At 73.7% G+C, this 16,633-nt stretch carries 10 protein-coding genes; 5 read left to right on the forward strand and 5 right to left on the reverse strand.

Features of this window, described 5'->3' with window-relative positions; translation table 11 throughout:
* Positions 1–13: 13 nt before the first annotated feature.
* Both WME97_RS08395 and WME97_RS08400 read right to left on the reverse strand, forming a co-directional pair.
* On the reverse strand, positions 14–1,000 hold the full coding sequence (locus WME97_RS08395) for a hypothetical protein (protein ID WP_437550971.1): 987 nt from the start codon (positions 998–1,000) through the stop codon (positions 14–16).
* The gene (locus tag WME97_RS08400) at positions 1,001–2,665 is read right to left on the reverse strand and encodes a hypothetical protein (RefSeq protein ID WP_437550973.1); all 1,665 of its coding nucleotides are present in this window, start codon (positions 2,663–2,665) and stop codon (positions 1,001–1,003) included. It lies immediately after the preceding gene.
* Positions 2,666–3,401: 736 nt separating this feature from the next.
* Between WME97_RS08400 and rlmN the strand changes: the two genes are divergently transcribed.
* The gene (rlmN, locus tag WME97_RS08405; RefSeq protein WP_437550975.1) at positions 3,402–4,604 is read left to right on the forward strand and encodes a 23S rRNA (adenine(2503)-C(2))-methyltransferase RlmN; all 1,203 of its coding nucleotides are present in this window, start codon (positions 3,402–3,404) and stop codon (positions 4,602–4,604) included.
* Here rlmN and WME97_RS08410 read toward each other — a convergent pair.
* Positions 4,582–5,367 carry a DUF5995 family protein gene (locus WME97_RS08410; RefSeq protein WP_437550976.1) on the reverse strand — a complete coding sequence of 262 codons (786 nt, stop codon included), beginning with the start codon at positions 5,365–5,367 and terminating at the stop codon, positions 4,582–4,584. The genes rlmN and WME97_RS08410 overlap by 23 nt on opposite strands.
* 690 nt (positions 5,368–6,057) lie before the next feature.
* Here WME97_RS08410 and WME97_RS08415 point away from each other — a divergent pair.
* Positions 6,058–9,522 (forward strand): nitric oxide synthase oxygenase, encoded by a 3,465-nt coding sequence (locus WME97_RS08415; RefSeq protein WP_437550978.1) that lies wholly within the window; start codon positions 6,058–6,060, stop codon positions 9,520–9,522.
* Positions 9,523–9,725: 203 nt separating this feature from the next.
* Here WME97_RS08415 and WME97_RS08420 read toward each other — a convergent pair whose 3' ends face one another.
* Positions 9,726–10,001, reverse strand: a complete 276-nt coding sequence (locus tag WME97_RS08420) for a hypothetical protein (protein ID WP_437550980.1) — start codon at positions 9,999–10,001, stop codon at positions 9,726–9,728.
* A 338-nt stretch (positions 10,002–10,339) separates the two neighbouring features.
* On the opposite strand from WME97_RS08420, the gene WME97_RS08425 reads away from it, so the two are divergent.
* Positions 10,340–11,227 (forward strand): GNAT family N-acetyltransferase, encoded by an 888-nt coding sequence (locus WME97_RS08425; RefSeq protein WP_437550982.1) that lies wholly within the window; start codon positions 10,340–10,342, stop codon positions 11,225–11,227.
* Positions 11,228–11,246: 19 nt separating this feature from the next.
* Here the strand turns inward: WME97_RS08425 and WME97_RS08430 are convergent, their stop codons facing one another.
* Complete coding sequence (locus tag WME97_RS08430) at positions 11,247–11,747, reverse strand: hypothetical protein (RefSeq protein ID WP_437550984.1); 501 nt, start codon at positions 11,745–11,747, stop codon at positions 11,247–11,249.
* Between the two features lie 41 nt (positions 11,748–11,788).
* On the opposite strand from WME97_RS08430, the gene WME97_RS08435 reads away from it, so the two are divergent.
* Both WME97_RS08435 and WME97_RS08440 read left to right on the forward strand, forming a co-directional pair.
* Positions 11,789–12,832, forward strand: coding sequence for a hypothetical protein (locus WME97_RS08435; RefSeq protein ID WP_437550986.1), 1,044 nt, complete (start codon positions 11,789–11,791; stop codon positions 12,830–12,832).
* Positions 12,833–12,920: 88 nt separating this feature from the next.
* Entirely contained in the window at positions 12,921–16,604 is a 3,684-nt protein-coding gene (locus WME97_RS08440; protein WP_437550988.1) for a serine/threonine-protein kinase, read from the forward strand.
* Positions 16,605–16,633 lie beyond the last annotated feature (29 nt).

Raw genomic sequence — 16,633 nt, forward strand, 5'->3', positions numbered from 1 at the left:
GGCCCGACCGTCCCTACCGCCGCCCCTTGCTCCGCTTGCGCGTCCCCTGGACGATGCGCGCCGCGTAGCGCGGTATCGGGGCGGTCGCGCCGAGCGCCGCGGACAGGCGGTCGACCTCCGCATCCGAGAACGACGTCTTCCGGAGCGCGGCGATCGCGTCCGCCACGACGTCGCGCGACTCGGGGCGCTCCGCCCGGGTCTTCTCCTCGAGCCAGCGCACGACCTCGGGGAAGCGGCCGGCGAGGGCCGCGATCTGCGCGGGCATCCCCTGCCGGAGGACGCGCAGGCCCTGCAGCCGCTCGTCCGCGCGCGGGGAGCGATCCGACAGCACGAACGCCTCCTCGAGGCGCTCGACCACCACCGCGCCCGCCGAGAGCCTGGCGAGCAGCGTGCGCTCGGCGAGCGCCTCGAGCGCGACGTACGCCTGCAGGTAGCCGTCGGTCCAGGACGAGAGCTCGCCGACCACCGCGTCGCCGCGCGCCGCGATGACGGCGCGGAGCGCCGCCACCACCCCGTCGCGCACGACGCGCCGCGGGTCCTCGGCGAGCTCCTCGAGCGCCTCGAGCGGATCGAGCCCGCCCTTCCCGCGGCGCGCGCCGCCCGCGCGCAGCGCCTGCCCAGCTCCGCCCGCCGGCGCCGCGCGCTGCACCGCGAGCGACGCGAGCGCCTGCGCCGCCACGATGAGCGCGTACTCCTCGGTGGTCGCGCAGAGCGCCCGCACGAGATGCTCGGCCGGCGCGCCGCGGTCCGCGATCGCCGCGCCGACCGCCCGCGCGAGATCCAGGTTCACGCGCGGCAAGGGGGCGTTCGGTCCGAGGTCGGGGCCGGGGGCGCGCACCCCGCCGCGCCGGGCGGGCAGCCCGGAGCTGCGATCGAGCAGCGCGAGCAGCTCGGCCGGATCGCCGAGCTGCACGGCGCGCTCGATCGCCGCGTCGATCTTCGGGTTGCGCAGCGCGCCCGGGGGAGTCGCCCCGCGGCGTATATCCGAGGTGTCAGCCATTCAGAACCCCAGGGAAAGACCGACCTCCGGGGAGAGGACGGTGGTCACGGCAGGAAAGGTGAGGCTCGCGCGGAGCGCGAGGTTCAGTGAGAGGGCCTCGATCGGCGCATAGGCAACGCCCGCGCCGACCGACGCGAACCCCTGGCCCGCTTGCCGGGTCGCGGTGAGCGTCTGTCGCCGAGCCTCGACTCTGCCGCTCGCTCCCGGCCTCGTGCAAGGGCTCGTGGTGTCAGGGTCGGCCCCGCAAGCGGTCGCGTCCTCGAGGACCTCCACGTCGACCTCGGTGTCGACCTGCGCGACCCCGACCGCGGCGAGCACGAACGGGCGCGCGCCGAGCTGCTCGAAGGGCCGCGCGCCGAGGAAGTACTGCGCGCGCGCCTCGAGGTGCAGCGGCAGGAACGAGGCGCCGCCCTCCGTCGTGCCGCCGGCCGCGAAGCCGACGCGGCCGCCGACCGTGAGGTTGTCGAGGACCAGCCGATCGTAGGCGATCGTCACCCGCAACGTCGCGAGCGCGAAGCCGAGGTTCACGTCGTTCGCGACGTCCGGCGTCGGCGTGCCGTCGTACCGGGTCCCGTCGCCGCGCAGGCACACGAAATGGTCGCTCCGCTGCGACGCGACGGTGCACACGTCCCGGCCGGAGAGCAGCGCGACGTCGGGTGAGAAGGTGAGGGCCACCCAGCTCCTCCGGACATCCGGCGCAGCCTCCGCTGCGGCTCGCGTGACGCACGCGCCGCCGACACAGGCGAGCCCGCTGTCGCACTGCCGGTCGTCGAGGCACTGCCGCGGGCGCTCCTGCTCCGGGGCCGCGCATTCCGCCGGCGGAGCGTGGCCGGGCCAGCGAGGCGGCGCCGAGGTGATGCTCTCGCTGATCTGCGTGACCAGCGGGGCGTCGCGCGTGCCCGCGCTCGCGAGGATCGCGCCGTCCTCGTCGACGGCCGCGACGTGATAGAGGAGCTTTCCCGTCCTTCCCACCGCGGCGCAGGGCACGTTGATGCCGAACCCCTGGCCCCGCAGCTTCTTCATGACGAGAGAGCGGTACTCGCGCTCCCCGGGCGCCAGGTACCAGACGGTCACCTGCTTCACGCTGGGCAGCAGCTCGGCGGAGACCTCGCCATACAGCGGGACGGGCGTGCGGACGCGCTGCTCGGGCATCGGCGCGATCTGGAGCTGCGCTTCCGCCGCTCCGGCCGCCGCAGGCGCTCCGCCCGTCCCGGCCGCCGCGGGCGACCCGGTCGCCCCGGCGCCGGTGGCCGCGCGCGCCTGCTCGAACGCGGAGGAGACCTCCGCGGTCGTCAGATCTGGGTCCAGATTCGCCGAGGGATCGACGCGGAGCGCGTCCGCGAAGGCGCCCCGCGCGTCCTCCAGCCCCTTTCTGCTCTGAGCGAGCACGGTGCCCAGCGCGACCAGCAGCCTCGCCTTGACCGCGGGCGAGCAGCCCGACTCGCCGCAGGCGTCCAGCGCAGCCCGGAGCTTGCGCTCCGCGTCGGCGAACCGCGTCTCGAGGTAGTCGGTCCCCATCGCCTCTTTCAAGGCCGCCTCCGCCTGCGCGTTCCTCGGCGGAGCCTGCGCGGCCGCGGCGCCCGCAGCGAGCCACCCGGCGAGGCCCCCCGCGATCGCGAGGGACGCGCGCGGCGCGCAGGAAACAGGGCCGTTGCGTGCGGACATCGGCGCGCAACGTAGCCCACCGGTGTGTCCGCGAGCGCCAGAAAAGCTTGGGAACGGGAACCCCGCTCACCCGATCCTGGAACACGCCACGCGCAGGAGGGACAAATAATCCACAGGTTGTTCCCAGGTTGTGGAAACCCCGTGGGACCCTGGCAACTCCGCGGAGCTGCCCGTCCTGCGCCGATCGCGGGGCGGCAGCCCCTCCAAGCCCCGGCGCCAGCCGAAGCCAGCCCGGGCATGGACGCGCCGCCCACACCGATACAACTGATTTTTCTGCGATTTCTGGCGCTCCGTGACCCGGCGCGCCTCCCAACTTCCGGGCGCTAAACTCCCTCCTTCGGAACCAATCTGCAACCCAAAAATCACGTTCCCGAGCCCGGTTTGACAGTCCACATGCTTGTCCACAGATTGGCCACCTGATGGCCCCAGACGGCGCGCAGGTTTCGTGTCGGATGCGGGGCGCCGGGCGAGTTCTCGCTTGTCTTTCGCGTGGCGATCGACATGCGATTGACAAGCTCGCGATGACCTGGGTGGGGGAAACGGCGGGCGCCGGGGCCCGGCCGGAGCGCCCGGCGAGCGTCCATCCGACGGACGCGCGGACGCGCGGGCGCCGGGGCTCGGCCGGCCGGAGCGCCCGGCGAGCGGTCCTTCCGGCGGCCGTCCGGGCGAGGTGGCCACGCCGGGCGCGGCGTCGCTGGGCCGCGCGGCGCCGCGCCCGGCGTGCTAGCGGGTGCGCATGCGCGTTCCGGAGATCCCCGAAGAGATGGCGTCGCCCCTGCGCGCCGGCGACCCGCCGGCGCAGGTCGCAGGGCGCCCGCTGATCCGGAAGAGCGCGCGTGTCCCACGCTGGCGCGCGCGGCTCGCCGACCACGACGCGGCCTCGCTCGCTGAGCTGCTCCGCCGGGCCGGCGGCACGGCGTCGGCGGCGCGCTCGGTCGCCGGCAAGGTGGTGCGCCACGCCTTCGGCGCCGAGCCGGGCGCGCCGGCGCCTGCGCCGGCCTGGGACGCGCGCGCGCTCGCCGCCCTGGGCGTGGGGGCCTGGGCGCACGAGGCGCTGCTCGCGCTCGATCCGGCGCCGTCGCTCGAGATCGCCGAGCGGGCGCCGGCGCAGGACGACACGCTCCGGCTCGTCCTGCGCGCGCACGACGGCGCGCTCATCGAGTCGGTGCTCATCCCCGGGCCCGCCCGCACCACGCTCTGCGTCTCGAGCCAGGTCGGCTGCGCCCGGGCCTGCTCGTTCTGCGAGACGGGGCGCCTCGGGCTCGAGCGCCAGCTCGCCGCCGGCGAGATCGTCGATCAGGTCCGGATCGCCAGGGCGCTCGCGGCCGAGCGCGGCGGCGCGCCCCTCAGGAACCTCGTCTTCATGGGGATGGGGGAGCCGTTCGATAACCTCGGCGAGGTGCTGAAGGCCATCCGGCTGCTCACCGATCCGCGGGCCTTCCGGTTCGCGCCGTCGCACGTCACCGTGAGCACCGTCGGGGTGGCGGACAAGATCGAGCCGTTCTTCCGCGAGGCGCGGGCGGAGCTCGCCGTCAGCCTCAACGCCCCGGACGACGCCCGCAGGCAGGCGATCATGCCCGTGAACGCGCGCTTCTCGATGGCGGCGCTGAAGGAGGCGATCGCGCGGGCGTTGCCGCAGGGGCGGCGCGTGCTCTTCGAGTACGTGCTCTTCGATCAAGTCAACGACGCCCCGGAGGACGCGGATCTGCTCGCGGCCTACGTCGCCGGGCTCCGGTGCAGGGTGAACGTCATCCCCTGCAACCCCGGCCCGGATCCGGCGCTGCGCCCGCCGTCGCCCGCGCGGCTCGACGCCTTCGTGGCGCGGCTGTCCGGCCATGGCGTGACGACGCTTGTGCGACGGCCGCGGGGGCGCGACGTGGGCGGCGCCTGCGGTCAGCTCGCGGGGATGGCCCGCGTCAGGCAGCCAGAGCCAGCGTGAGGGCGGCGCCGCGGGCGAGCGGGGCCCCGACGCGGAGCGCCCCGTGGCCCGCGGCGAACGTGCGGGCGATCTTCCCCGAACGCTGGTTCATCCGGGCGAGCACCGCGCGCTTGCCCGTCTCGCCGGTGTGCCCGAGCGTCGCGAGCATGGAGAGCAGGTCGGTCCAGACCCGGTCGCGCCAGCACTTCAGCAGGTACATCACGACGCTCGAGACGGCGCGCTCCACGTCCCGGCTGAAGGTCGCGATCCGGGCGAGCGGGCAGCCATAACGAACGCGCAGGATCGCGAAGATCTCCGGCATCGCCGCCGCGAGAATTTCATTCACAAGGTCGTGGTCGTGACGGTAGCGGTCGAGAAGCCGGGCGTCCTGCGCCGCGCCGTGCTGGACGATGTTCCGGTAGAGCCCGAGGGCCAGGTCGTAGTTGATGTGCGCGTTGATGCCGAGCAGCCCGTGCACCGCCGCCGCCGCCCCGCCCGCGCTGGCGCACTGGAACGCGACGTCCCACGCCTCGACGCCCGTCGACCGCCCGTCGAGCGACGCCGCGAGCGCCGTCAGGTAGTACTCGCAGAAGATCCCCGCCAGGCGCGAGATCCACGCCGGCTCGAGGAACCGGCCGTCCGCGCCCTCGATCGCCTCTTTCACGCGGCGCGTGATCACGGCGTAGACGTCGGGGAACACCGCCCTCGGGTCGTTCCTCTCGCGCAGCCGCGCGGCGACCGTCTCCAGCGCGATCAGCGCCTCGGAGACGTTCGCCGGCGTCATCGTCACGCCCTGCAGGACGGGATGACGCGCAGTGGATGCCGCGGGACGGGACGCAGCCAATGACCGCGTCTGCTTGCTCCTCATCGCCAGGGGTTGATCCGAAGTAAGGGTCTTCATGGCTGCGCTGAGCGAGCGAATTCAAGGATCGTGCCCGTATGTCCGGTCCGCAGTCGTACACAGCCACAGGATGTACGAGCGCACGCAGCGCGGAGCTCGAGCGCGCGATCGTCGCCCGCATGCTCGTTCGCCTGCTCTCCCTTCATGTCGGATTTCCCGCGAATGCAGCGGAGCGCGCTCGCCCGTCGGCCCGGGGCGAGCGGGCGAGGTCTCGGTGGCGCCACGCGGCTATCGGCGGCGGGAACGTCGAGCGGCGGACGCGTCAGCGCCGTACCCGGCCGCGGTGACAGCGCAGGCCGGCGCACCAAAGTGCCCCATGAGGCAGATTGTTACGCGCAGACGGATCTCCTCCAGGCAAAACAAGGGATCCCCCGACGCCGCGCGTACCTTGGTGGCCTGGGTGCGGCGGTGTGTGCTGGGTCGCGCGGGCGTTTTCGGGTTTCGGCCGGCCGGGTGATGCGCCGTATCCTGGCGCGGAGCGCTCCGCGCCCGCGCGCAGCCATCAGCCATCGACGCCCGCCTGGCGGCCGCGAGGGCGGTTGCGCTCCTCCGCGGCTGCCCCTGCCGAGCACCATGAGCTTCCTCAAGATCGTCTGTTCCGAGCCCAGAAACGACCTCGCCTCCTTCCTCCAGTCGCTGCCGATCGAGCCCGCAAAGCCGGCCATCGCGCTCGTGATGGGCACCGCGGATCTCGCCTATCCGCTCGTGGCCGCGCGGACCTTCCTCGCGTCGGCGAGGGAGGTGGGCGCGTCGCACCTCCTCTGGGTGGCGCCGTACTTCCCTCCCTCGAGCCGGGTGGGGCAGCAGATCCGCGACGCTGAGGCGTCCGTGCGCGCCTCCGGCCAGGCGGTGACCACGGTCTGGCACGGACCGCTGCTGAGCGCGCTCAACCTGTGGCGCGAGGACATCCGGCTCCGTCGCACGCTGCCGCTGCCGCTGGGCGGCGGCGCGTTGCCCTGGGTGGCGCCCGCGGACGTGGCCCGCAGGGCGATCCGCGCGCTCGAGCAGCCCGGCGCGCCGGCGCCCGTCGTCTGCGGCCCCGCCGCGTGCTCCGGCGCCGAGGTGGCGGCCGCGCTCTCGCGCGGCCTCCGCGCCGGCCTGACGAGCGAGCGCTTCGCCTGGCGCCGGTTCGAGGAGATCGATCGCGACCACAACCGCAAGCTCAGCGAGGATGAGCTCCTGCCGTACCTCACCGGCCTCGGGATGGGGGCCGACGAGGCGAAGGCGCTGCTCCTGGCCGCGGACACGACCGGGGACGGGACCGTCGACTTCGAGGAGTTCACCGCCGGGCTGCGGGGGCGGCTCGACAACCTGGTCCAGCAGCTGCTGCGCGAGGACTCGTTCGAGCTCCGGTACGTGGACACGCCGGCCGATCAGGCCGTGGCGGCGCTCGTCCAGGCGGGCCTGCGGAAGGCGGCGGCCGAGGCGCTGATCGAGGGCTGGGCGAGCCTGGCCAGGGAGGGGATCCCCGCGGACGTCCGCGGGTCCGACGAGGCCTGGCTCGAGCTGCCGCCCGCGAGCGTCGACGCCTGGGCCGAGCGGCACGCGCTCGATTTCGTCAACGTCCATCTGCTGCCCGGGCAGGGGCTGCTCTCCCGGCGCGAGGGGGTCGTCGAGAGCGGCGCCGCGATGGGCGCGCTGGCCGGCAAGGAGGCCGCGATCTCGAAGATCGTGGACGGCGCCGGCCGCGTCCTGTCGCTCTCCCGGGCGCTCGACGGGAGCGGCGTCTCGGCGCGGTGGCTCGACGCGCCCACGGAGAGCCTCCGGTGGGTGCCGTGCGGGGATCGCGACAAGCGCCGCGCGCTGCTCCTGTCGAGCGGGCAGCTCACGGGGCTGCACGTCGAGGGGGAATGGAACGACCTCCCGTCGGCGATGCGGCTGCTCATGGCGCGCGGCCCGCTGCCCGGCTGGCAGCTCACGACGTTCCGGGAGCTCGGCGAGCTGAAGATCGACCAACCCGCGGCGCTGTTCGAGCCGAACGAGATCGTGTGCAACTGCGCCGGGGTCAAGCGCGGGCAGATCACGAGCCTCATCGAGGCCGGGTGCGCGACGCCCGCCGAGCTGTCGGAGCGGACGCGAGCGGGCCAGATCTGCGGCGGCTGCGCCCCGGCGGTCGCCGAGATGTTCGGCGGATCGAGCCTCCAGCAGGCCGAGGTGAAGGCCGCGCGGGAGCTCTCCCCCGGGATCTTCCAGATCACGCTCTCGCCGGTCGGCGGCGCGCCGGCGGCGTCGGTGCCCGGGCAGCACGTGCTCGTGCAGGGCTACCTCGATCGGCGCTGGGTGGCGCGCGCGTACACGCTCTCGGCGCCGGCGCGCGCCGGCGGCGACTACGAGATCACGGTGAAGCGCGAGGAGCTCGGTGTGTTCTCGCGGTGGCTGTGCGAGCGCGCCGCGGCCTCGCTGCTGCGCGCGTCGGCGCCGAAGGGCAGCTTCGTCCTTCCGGCGCCGCCCGTGGAGCGGGTGGTGTTCCTCGCGGGCGGCATCGGCGTCACGCCGGCGATGGCGATGCTGCGGGCGCTCGACGGCAGGGCCGGCCGCCCCGACGCGCGGGCCTTCCTCCTCGACTGGTCGGCGTCGCGCGCCCCGGATTTCGCCTATTTCGAGGAGGATCTGCGCGCGATCGCCGGCCGCACGCCCGGCGTCGCGTTCCGCTTGCGCGCGACGAAGGCGGAGGGGCGGCTGTCCAGGGAGCAGGTGGCCGAGCTGTATCCTTACCGGCCGGGATCGCAGGCGCTCGTGTGTGGTCCCGATGCCTTCATGCGCGACGCGCAGGAGCACCTGCGCGCGGTGGGCTGGCCGGCGGACGCCATCCAGCGGGAGCTGTTCAGCTCGAACGTCGACACCGCCGGCGAGGTCCGCCCGACGCCGCTCCGGCGCGCCGGCGCGGCGCGGGCGGCTGGCGGGGTGTGTCCGGTCGAGCACGGGTCGTTTCACGTGACCCCCACCGCGCCCGAGGCGGTGCCGACCGAGGCCGAGGCGTTCCTGCGCCAGTGCTACGCGGAGCTCGGGGTGCCCTCGGCGGTGGAAGAGCGCTGGCAGGAGGTGCGGGCGAGCCTGGAGAAGCACGGCACGTACACGCACCTGCCCGACGAGCTCGCCTATGGCGCCCGGCTCGCGTGGCGCAACAGCTCGCGCTGCATCGGGCGCTTCTTCTGGTCAACGCTCCACGTGCGCGATCTGCGCCACCTGAAGACGGAGGAGGAGATCTTCCAGGCGCTCGTCGAGCACCTCGATCTGGCGACCAACGGGGGCGACGTCCGGGCGACCATGACGGTGTTCAGGCCGGGTGAGCCGCGGATCCGCATCTGGAACGGTCAGCTGGTCCGCTATGCGGGCTACCGGCTCCCGGAGGGCGGCGTCCTCGGCGATCCGGGGAACGTGGAGCTGACGGACCAGGCGCTCGCGCTGGGCTGGCCGGGCGGGGAGCGGACGCGCTTCGATCTGCTGCCGCTGATCATCCAGATCGGCGACGGCCGGCCGAAGTGGTTCGAGCTGCCGCGGGAGAAGGTGCTCGAGGTGCCGATCGAGCACCCGCGGTATGCGTGGTTCGCCGAGCTCGGGCTGAAGTGGCACGCGCTGCCGGCGGTCTCCAACCTGGCCCTCGATCTCGGCGGGATCCAGTACACGGCGGCGCCGTTCAACGGCTTTTACATGGGCACCGAGATCGGCGCGCGCAACCTGAGCGACGTGACGCGGTACGACCAGCTGCCGCTCATCGCGGATCGCCTCGGGCTGGACCGGTCACGCAGCGACACGCTGTGGCAGGACGCCGCGCTGGTCGAGCTGAACGTCGCGGTGCTGCACTCGTTCCGGCAGGCCAAGGTGCGGATGATGGACCACCACACGCTCTCGGAGTACTTCAAGAAGTTCGAGCAGCAGGAGCGGCAGTGCGAGCGCCCGGTGTATGCGGACTGGACGTGGATCGTCCCGCCGATGTCGGCGTCGACCATGGCGGTGTTCCACACCAACATGGAGAACAAGATCCTGAAGCCGAACTACCTGTATCAGGACGATCCATGGAAGGAGCGGAAGGGGTAGCGGCGAAGGCGCATCCACGAGCGGACGCCGGGACCTCGTCTGGTACCCGCCGTACGTCGTGGCCGTCGAGGAAAGGCGGAGCCCGGCGGGGGCCCCGCTTCCTCGTCGCTGAGGGAGCCCACCTCGCGGAGGGCGCCCTGCGCGGCGCGCGGCAACGGCGCGCGGCAACGGCGCGCGGCAACGGCGCGCGGCAACGGCGCGCGTCAGCGGCCGCGGGAGCAGCGGAGCCGGCCGTTGTCGTTCTCGATGTCTCCTCTGCACCTCCTCCAGTCCACCATCCGTGTATTGTGGAAGTTGCCCCTCCGATCCTCGCAGCGGGCGAACAGCGTGCCTCGCTCCGTCCGGACGTTCCTGCACGTCTGGAGATAGGAGCCGCGTGGCGGACGACCCCTGTCCTGGGCTTGCGCCACATCGCTGCTGGACAGCACGGCGGACAGCGAGAGCGCGCCGAGGATCAGCGCGCCGAGCGTATTCTTCATGGTTCCCCCCTTGGCACACCGCCCCGCAGAGCGATGCAGTTGAGGATTTTTTAGGGCGCGCGCCCCGGAGGCGCAATCCTGCTGGAACTGGGGACTTGGGCCAGAGCGTGGGCCGTCGAGCCACAGAGATACGGCAGGCGCGGAGAGGAGCGGAGAGCCGGAGCGCTGGTCTTCCTGTTCTCTCGAAGCGCTGATTCTCTGTGTCGCCATGGATCGAGCGCTCTGCGTCTTCCAGCGGATGTCGGCCTACTCCTGCCCTGCCTCGCGGGCGACGCACGCAGATGGCGCGTCTATCGCGCTGGCACGTGATATGGGGAGGTGGCCAGAAGGGGCACGGAATGACGACATCGCGCAGATCCTGGTCGGGGCCTGGCCTCCGCGCGCAGCTCATGGCGCTCATGGACACGGTGTTCCCCGGTCTGGAGCAGGTCATCGAGCGGGCGCGCGCGCTCGGCGCCCCCTGGGAGGACGTGACCACGCCGTTCGTCGCCTCGGTGGAGGGCGCGCCGGTGAGCCAGGTCAGCGTGCTGTGCCTCGCCATGGTGCTGGACGGGCGACCGACGGACGTGGGCTGCATCCACGCGGTCTGCACGCATCCGGCGCACCGCCGGCGGGGGCACTACGCGTCTGCCATGCGGGCGGCGCTCGCGTTCTGCGACGAGCGGTATCCGGCGGCGTTGCTCTGCACGGCGCAGCCGGAGCTCTACGAGCCGTTCGGCTTCCGGGTCGTCGGCGAGCACAAGGTGGTCGCAGGGGCCGCGCCGCGGCTCGATCGGCGGCCGATGCGGCCTTTCCGGCTCGCCGACGAGGAGGATTGTGCGATCTTCCAGCGGCTCGCGTCGCGCCGCGCGCCTGCCTCGACGAAGCTGGGGGTCACCGATCCGGCCGCGGTGTTCGTGGTCAACGAGCTGCATCGGCCGCTGTTCTACGCCGAGGATCTCGACGCCATCGTCTCCCTGGAGATCGCCGGCAATGTCCTGTGCCTTTACGATGTCGTGGCCGCGGAGCTGCCGCCGCTCGACGAGATCCTCCGCCGGCTGCCGGCGCCGGTGCGGCGCGTGGAGCTCTTCGCGTGCCCGGATGCGCTCGGCATGGCGGGGACGGCGGAGCCGCACGTCTTCGTGGACGGCGACGATGCCATCGGCGGCGCGGGGGCGTCGCGGCTCATGGTGCGCGGGCCCTTTCCGGAAGGGACGCTGATGCTGCCACGGCCGTTCCGGTGCTGAGGAGCGCCGGCGGCGGCGCTCAGCGCAGGGCCTGCTGCGCGCTGGACGCGGTGAGCGCCTGCGCGTGCCACTGCTCCAGCGTCGTGAGCTCGGTGCACGCCTCGATGCGCGCCGCATCCTCCGGGGTGAGCGCGAGTTGCCGGTGCGCGAGCACGCGGCGCAGGGCCGCGCGCGCCTCGTCGAGCCGGCCTTCGAGGCGGCCTTCGTCGACCAGACGCTGCTTCATCTTGGGATTGGCCGTGAGCAGGACTTCCAGGATGCGGTCCTGGCGCGCGTCGATCTCGGGATCGCCGGTCCTGGCGAACCGCCACAGGAGCTCCTCACGGGCCGTCGTCGACATGGGCAGGTACTGTAGCATGGACAGCACCCATTCAAGCGGCCGGCGCGGCGCCACCCAGCGGGCGAACTCGTCGAGCGGCTGCCGCTCGAAGCACGATGAGAGGTCCAATTGTCGAACTGAAACGGAGCTGTTTTCGTAATGCGCCTGGTAGGTGCGTCGCTGCCGGTATCTCGCCTCCAAGGGCCTCGCAGAACTGTTGAGATCATGTTATGAAGACGGGCGTGCGAGTCTTCTTCACGATCGCGATGTCTATCACGTCGGCTGCCGTCGGCTTGAGCAGCGCCGGTTGCGCGGACGAACACGTCCCTGCGTCAGGAAGCCAATCCGGCGGCGGCGGTGGGGTGGGCGGCAACGGTCTCGGTGGCAACGGCCCCGATGGCGGCGGCGCGGAGGCGTCGTCCGCATCCAGCAGCGCAGAGGCGTCCAGCTCGGCCGGCGCCGGGGGAGGGGAGGAGGGGCAGCTCGACAGGTTCGGGATAGCGATGCTGCGGCCCACGCTGCCTTCCGGCAAAGCGTGGTTCTCGACCTGGGACAACGGCGTCGCGCGCACCTTTTCGGGGATCGACCCGGCCGACGCCTGGTTCGACGCCGACCACGGCGATGCGTCCTATGACACCGACGGCCAGGGCATTCTCAAGATCAGCGGCCGCGTCCCGCGGATGTACGTGCACGACCCCGCGCTCGCCGACCCGTGGCGCGACGTCGAGGTGACGATGTATTTCCTGCGGGCCGCCGACGACGGGACACCTTATGGCGGCCTCGTCGCCATGACGCGCACCAACCACGGCACGATCGGCGACGAGGACGTCAACAAATGCGACACGCGCGGGATCGCCGCCCGCATGCGCTACGACGGCAAGATCGATTTCGAGAAGGAGACGAATCACCCCGCCTCCTCGGCCATCCTCGGCAAGACGTACTGGGAAGGCGGCATGCCGGAGCAGGTATGGATCGGGTACAAGCAGCTCGTCTACGACCTGCCGAACGGCGATGTGAAGCAGGAGCTCTGGATCGACGAGACCGACGGCGCGAGCGGAGGCACCTGGGTGAAGATCCACGAGCACGTCGACCAGGGGACCGACTTCGGCGTGGGAGGCGAGCCCTGTCGGCCGGGCATCGATCCCGCAATGAAGCTCACGCGGGAGCCGACACGGGAGGGCTCGGAGACCGGCAAGCCCAACATCAGCGTCTACTTCCGGAGCGACGGGGTGGGCTCCGACGGGCTCCTGTACAAGAAGGGCAGCGTCCGCGAGATCGTGCCCTGACGGCGCCCGCGCACGAGCGGACGAGGGAGAGCGTGTACGACCGGTTCCTGCGGGAGCGCCGCGGTGGCTAGGATATGCTCGGCGGCGGATGCCCAGCTCGTCGCCGAATCCCACCGGAACCCCGCTCGGGCAGGGCGCCCGCCTCGGTCCCTTCCGGCTCGTCCGGCAGCTCGGCAGCGGCGGGTTCGCGCCGGTCTGGCTGGCCGAGGAGATCTACGAAGGCAGGAAGCTCCGCGACGTCGCCATCAAGCTCTTCTTCGTACCCGAGCAGCTCGCGGGCTCCCCCGACGCGACGGCCGCGTGGCGAGACACGATTCTCGACGAGGCGCAGGCGCTCTGCCGGGTCGAGCACCCGAACGTCGTGCGGTTCTATTCGTTCCAGCGCGACGACGCCCTCGGCGTTGTCGGCCTGGTGATGGAGTATGTGGCCGGCACGAGCCTCGATGAGCTCTCTCGCGAGGCAGGCCGCCTCCCCGAGCGCGCCGTCCTCGAAGCGGCGTCCGCCGTCGCCTGGGCGCTCTCCGCGGTGCACACCGCCGGGCTCGTCCATCGGGACGTCAAGCCCGCCAACGTCGTCCGCGGGTCGGGCGCCTACAAGCTGATCGATTTCGGGATCTCCGGGGGAAATGCGCGGAGCTGGGTCGAGCGGGGGCTCGCCGCCCCCACCGGGCCGCCGCCCACCGTGGCGGTCGACGGTTACTCGGGCACGGTGCTGGCCGAGGAGCCGGCGGGCGCGACCATGACCTTGAGCGTGCCCGCGGTCGCCGGCGGTGTCCGGGAGCTGGGCTCCGTGCTCGCGGGCACACCCGGCTACATCGCTCCGGAGTGTGCCGTCGGCCAGTCCGCCACGCCCGCCAGCGATCTCTACGCGCTCGGCGTCCTGATCTTCCGCCTGAGGACCGGCAGCCTCCCCGCCGAGCTCGAGCAGCGCAGCGGGGAGCCCGCGCACTGGCTCCTCGTGCCGCGGCGACCGGCTCCCCCGCTCGAGGCGCTCGTGCCCGATCCGACGACGGCGACCGGCCTCCTCTCTCGCCTCACGGCGACGCTGGTCGCCCTGGATCCTCAGAGCCGCCCCCGGCACGCCGATCAGGTCGCGCGCGAGCTCGATCGCATCCTCGCCGCGCTCGATCCGGAGCTCGCCCCGCCAGGGAGCAAGGAAGGGTCGCAGCCTCCACTTCGCGGGTCCGACCGGTTCTCGCGTCCGCCGCCGGAGGACCGCCCCGCGCGGCCGTCGCCGGAGAATCGCCCCGCGCGGCCGTCGCCGGAGGACCGCCCCGCGCGGCCGCCTCCTGACGACCGGCCGCCGCTCCTCGGGCGGCGAGCCGAGCTCGACGTGATCGCGCGCGCTGCGCAGGCCGCGCAGGAGGGCCGCGTGCGCGGGATCGTGGTGGGTGGCCACCAGGGGATCGGGCGCAGCCGGCTGCTCGATGCGGCGGTCGAGCGCACCGGATGGGACCTGCGCCACGTCGTCCGGCTCCGGTGCCTGCCCGAGCGGCGGAGCCCGTTCTATCCGCTGCGCCGCGCCGCCGAGGAGCTCGGCGAGAGCGACCTCCCCGAGCTCCGCGCGCTCCCCGCGGCGCTGGAGCGGGCGCTGTCGCCGGCGCTGCTCCCCTCCGCGGACGAGGTAGCGCACACGGTCGAGGCCATCGAGGACGCGCTGCTGCGGGCGAGCGCCCGCGAGCCGCTGCTGCTCCTCGTCGACGATCTGCAGTGGGCCGACGCGGCGACGCTGGAGCTGATCAAGCTGCTCCTGCGGCGCGCCGCCGCGGAGGCGCAGGGCCGGCTGCTCGTGATGGCGGCCGCGCGCAGCGAGCCGAGCCGGCCCGCGCCCCTGCGCGCCCTGCTGGGCGAGGTGCGCGCGCGGGTGTGTCCCGGGGTGACCTACCTCGGCCTCGCGCCGCTCGACCCCGAGGCCGCCGCCGAGCTCGCGCAGGCGGTGGGCCGCGGCCTGCATCCAGAGGCCACGCAGGGCGGGGCCGCGGCGCTCGTTGCCCCGCTTGCCCCGCTCGCGCCCGCGCTGGAGCGGGCCGTGGTCGCGACGTCCGGAGGCGTGCCCTTCTACATCGTGCACGCGCTCATGGCGTGGCACGAGGGCGGCGCCCTGGCGCTCCGCGACGGGAGCCTCTGCGCCGCGGACGACCGGGCCCTGCGGGGGGAGGTCCCCGGCGTGGCCGATCTGCTCGAGGCCCGGGTGGCGTCGTTCGCCGCCGACAGCGCAGCCGAGCGCAGCGCCCTGCGGACCCTCGCCGCGGTGGCGCTCTGCGGCGGCGGGCTCGGCGTCGACGTGCTCCTGCGCGTCGTGGGGGACGACGAGCGCGCCGAGGCGGCGCTCGAGGCGCTCGGCGGGGCGGGCGTGCTGACGGCCTCCGGCGACGCGCAGGAGTACAGCTTCCCGCAGGAGATGCTGCGGCAGGCGGCGCTCCACCTGACGCAGCGGCGGCCGTGGTTCCAGCGGCTGCACCGGGCGCTGCTCGACGCGCTCGCGGAGGGCGCGCAGGGGCGCGTGGACGCGGGGCTGCTCGGCGCGGGCTACGAGCGGCTCGGCGCGGTGGCCGAGGCGCGCCGCTGGCTCGGCCGCGCGATGGCCGAGGCGGCCGCCGCGGGGCTCTTCGAGGAGGCGGCGGCGTTCGCGGATCGGCTGGCCGCGCTCGCGGCGGATCCCGAGGCGCGCGCCGGCCTCGAGATCGACGCGGTCCGGGCGCTCATCCAGGGGCGGAAGCTCGAGGAGGCGAGCCGGCGGCTCGCGCGCCTCTCGGAGCACGCCGTCGTGGCGCGCGGCGGGCCGCTCGACGTGCGCCGGCGCATCCACCGGCTCGAGGTGGCGCGCGGGCTCAGCGAGGCGGGGGCCGACGATCCGGGGCTGCTCGCCGACGCGGACGCGCTCGGCGAGGCCGCGCTCCGCTGCGAGGCGCGGATGGCGCTCGCTGGGGTGGCCGCCGGGGATCGCGCGATGGAGCTCGCGGGCGAGGCGGTGGAGCTCGCGGCGGGCGCGGGACCCGCGGCCGAGCTCGCGGCCCGCGTGCTCCGGTGCGAGCTGAACTACGCGCAGAACCGCCGCGATCACGAGCTGCTGGAGCGCGATCTCCAGCGCGCGCTCGCCATCGCGGCGCCGCTGGCCTCGGCGTGGCACAGGGTCCACATCGGGGGCGATCTCGCGGTGCTCGAGGCCGAGCTCGGGCGGACCGGCGTGGCGATCGAGCGGCTGCGCAGGCTCGTCGCCGAGGCCGAGCAGCAGGGGATGCGGGGCCAGCTCCGGCTGCTCCTGCAGAACCTCTCGGCCTTCCTGATGCGCGAGGGGCGCGCCGCCGAGGCGGCGGAGGTCGCGCGGCGGACCGCGGAGCTCGCGGCGCAGGACGGGGACCCCGCGCTCCGCGCGGCGGCGCTCTCGCTCCTGGCGGCGGCGCTCACGCGGGCGGGCCGCCCCGCCGCCGCGCTGGAGAGCGCGGATCAGGCCGAGCAGCTCCAGCGGGCGCGGGGGGACCGATACCACGCGCTGACGCTGCTCCGGCGCGCCGAGATTCACTGGGAGCTGGAGCGGGTGGGGGACGCCCTCGAGGACGCGGTGGAGGCCCGGCGCGTGGCCGAGGAGCACGGCGACGACAGCATCGCCGCCGGCGCGCGCCTCTGGGCGGCGCTGCGCCGCGCGCAGCTCGGCAAGCTCGAGGCGGAGCGCCGGCGGCTCGTCGGGGAGGTGCGCGCGTCGAGCCCGCGTGTCATCGGCCTCCTGCGGGGCCTCCTGCCGGAGATGGCGGCGTGGCTCGACGAGGGGTGATCGCATCGTCGGCTCGGGCGCCACGGCCG

This window comes from Sorangium sp. So ce367 (assembly GCF_051520455.1).
Taxonomy (GTDB): domain Bacteria; phylum Myxococcota_A; class Polyangia; order Polyangiales; family Polyangiaceae; genus Sorangium; species Sorangium cellulosum_B.

Excerpts from the sequence above, each read along its gene's own strand:
- WME97_RS08395 (WP_437550971.1), bottom strand. The coding sequence starts at position 1,000 with ATGGCTGACACCTCGGATATACGCCGCGGGGCGACTCCCCCGGGCGCG.
- WME97_RS08400 (WP_437550973.1), bottom strand. The coding sequence starts at position 2,665 with ATGTCCGCACGCAACGGCCCTGTTTCCTGCGCGCCGCGCGCGTCCCTC.
- rlmN (WP_437550975.1), top strand. The coding sequence starts at position 3,402 with ATGCGCGTTCCGGAGATCCCCGAAGAGATGGCGTCGCCCCTGCGCGCC.
- WME97_RS08410 (WP_437550976.1), bottom strand. The coding sequence starts at position 5,367 with ATGACGCCGGCGAACGTCTCCGAGGCGCTGATCGCGCTGGAGACGGTC.
- WME97_RS08415 (WP_437550978.1), top strand. The coding sequence starts at position 6,058 with ATGAGCTTCCTCAAGATCGTCTGTTCCGAGCCCAGAAACGACCTCGCC.
- WME97_RS08420 (WP_437550980.1), bottom strand. The coding sequence starts at position 10,001 with ATGAAGAATACGCTCGGCGCGCTGATCCTCGGCGCGCTCTCGCTGTCC.
- WME97_RS08425 (WP_437550982.1), top strand. The coding sequence starts at position 10,340 with ATGACGACATCGCGCAGATCCTGGTCGGGGCCTGGCCTCCGCGCGCAG.
- WME97_RS08440 (WP_437550988.1), top strand. The coding sequence starts at position 12,921 with ATGCCCAGCTCGTCGCCGAATCCCACCGGAACCCCGCTCGGGCAGGGC.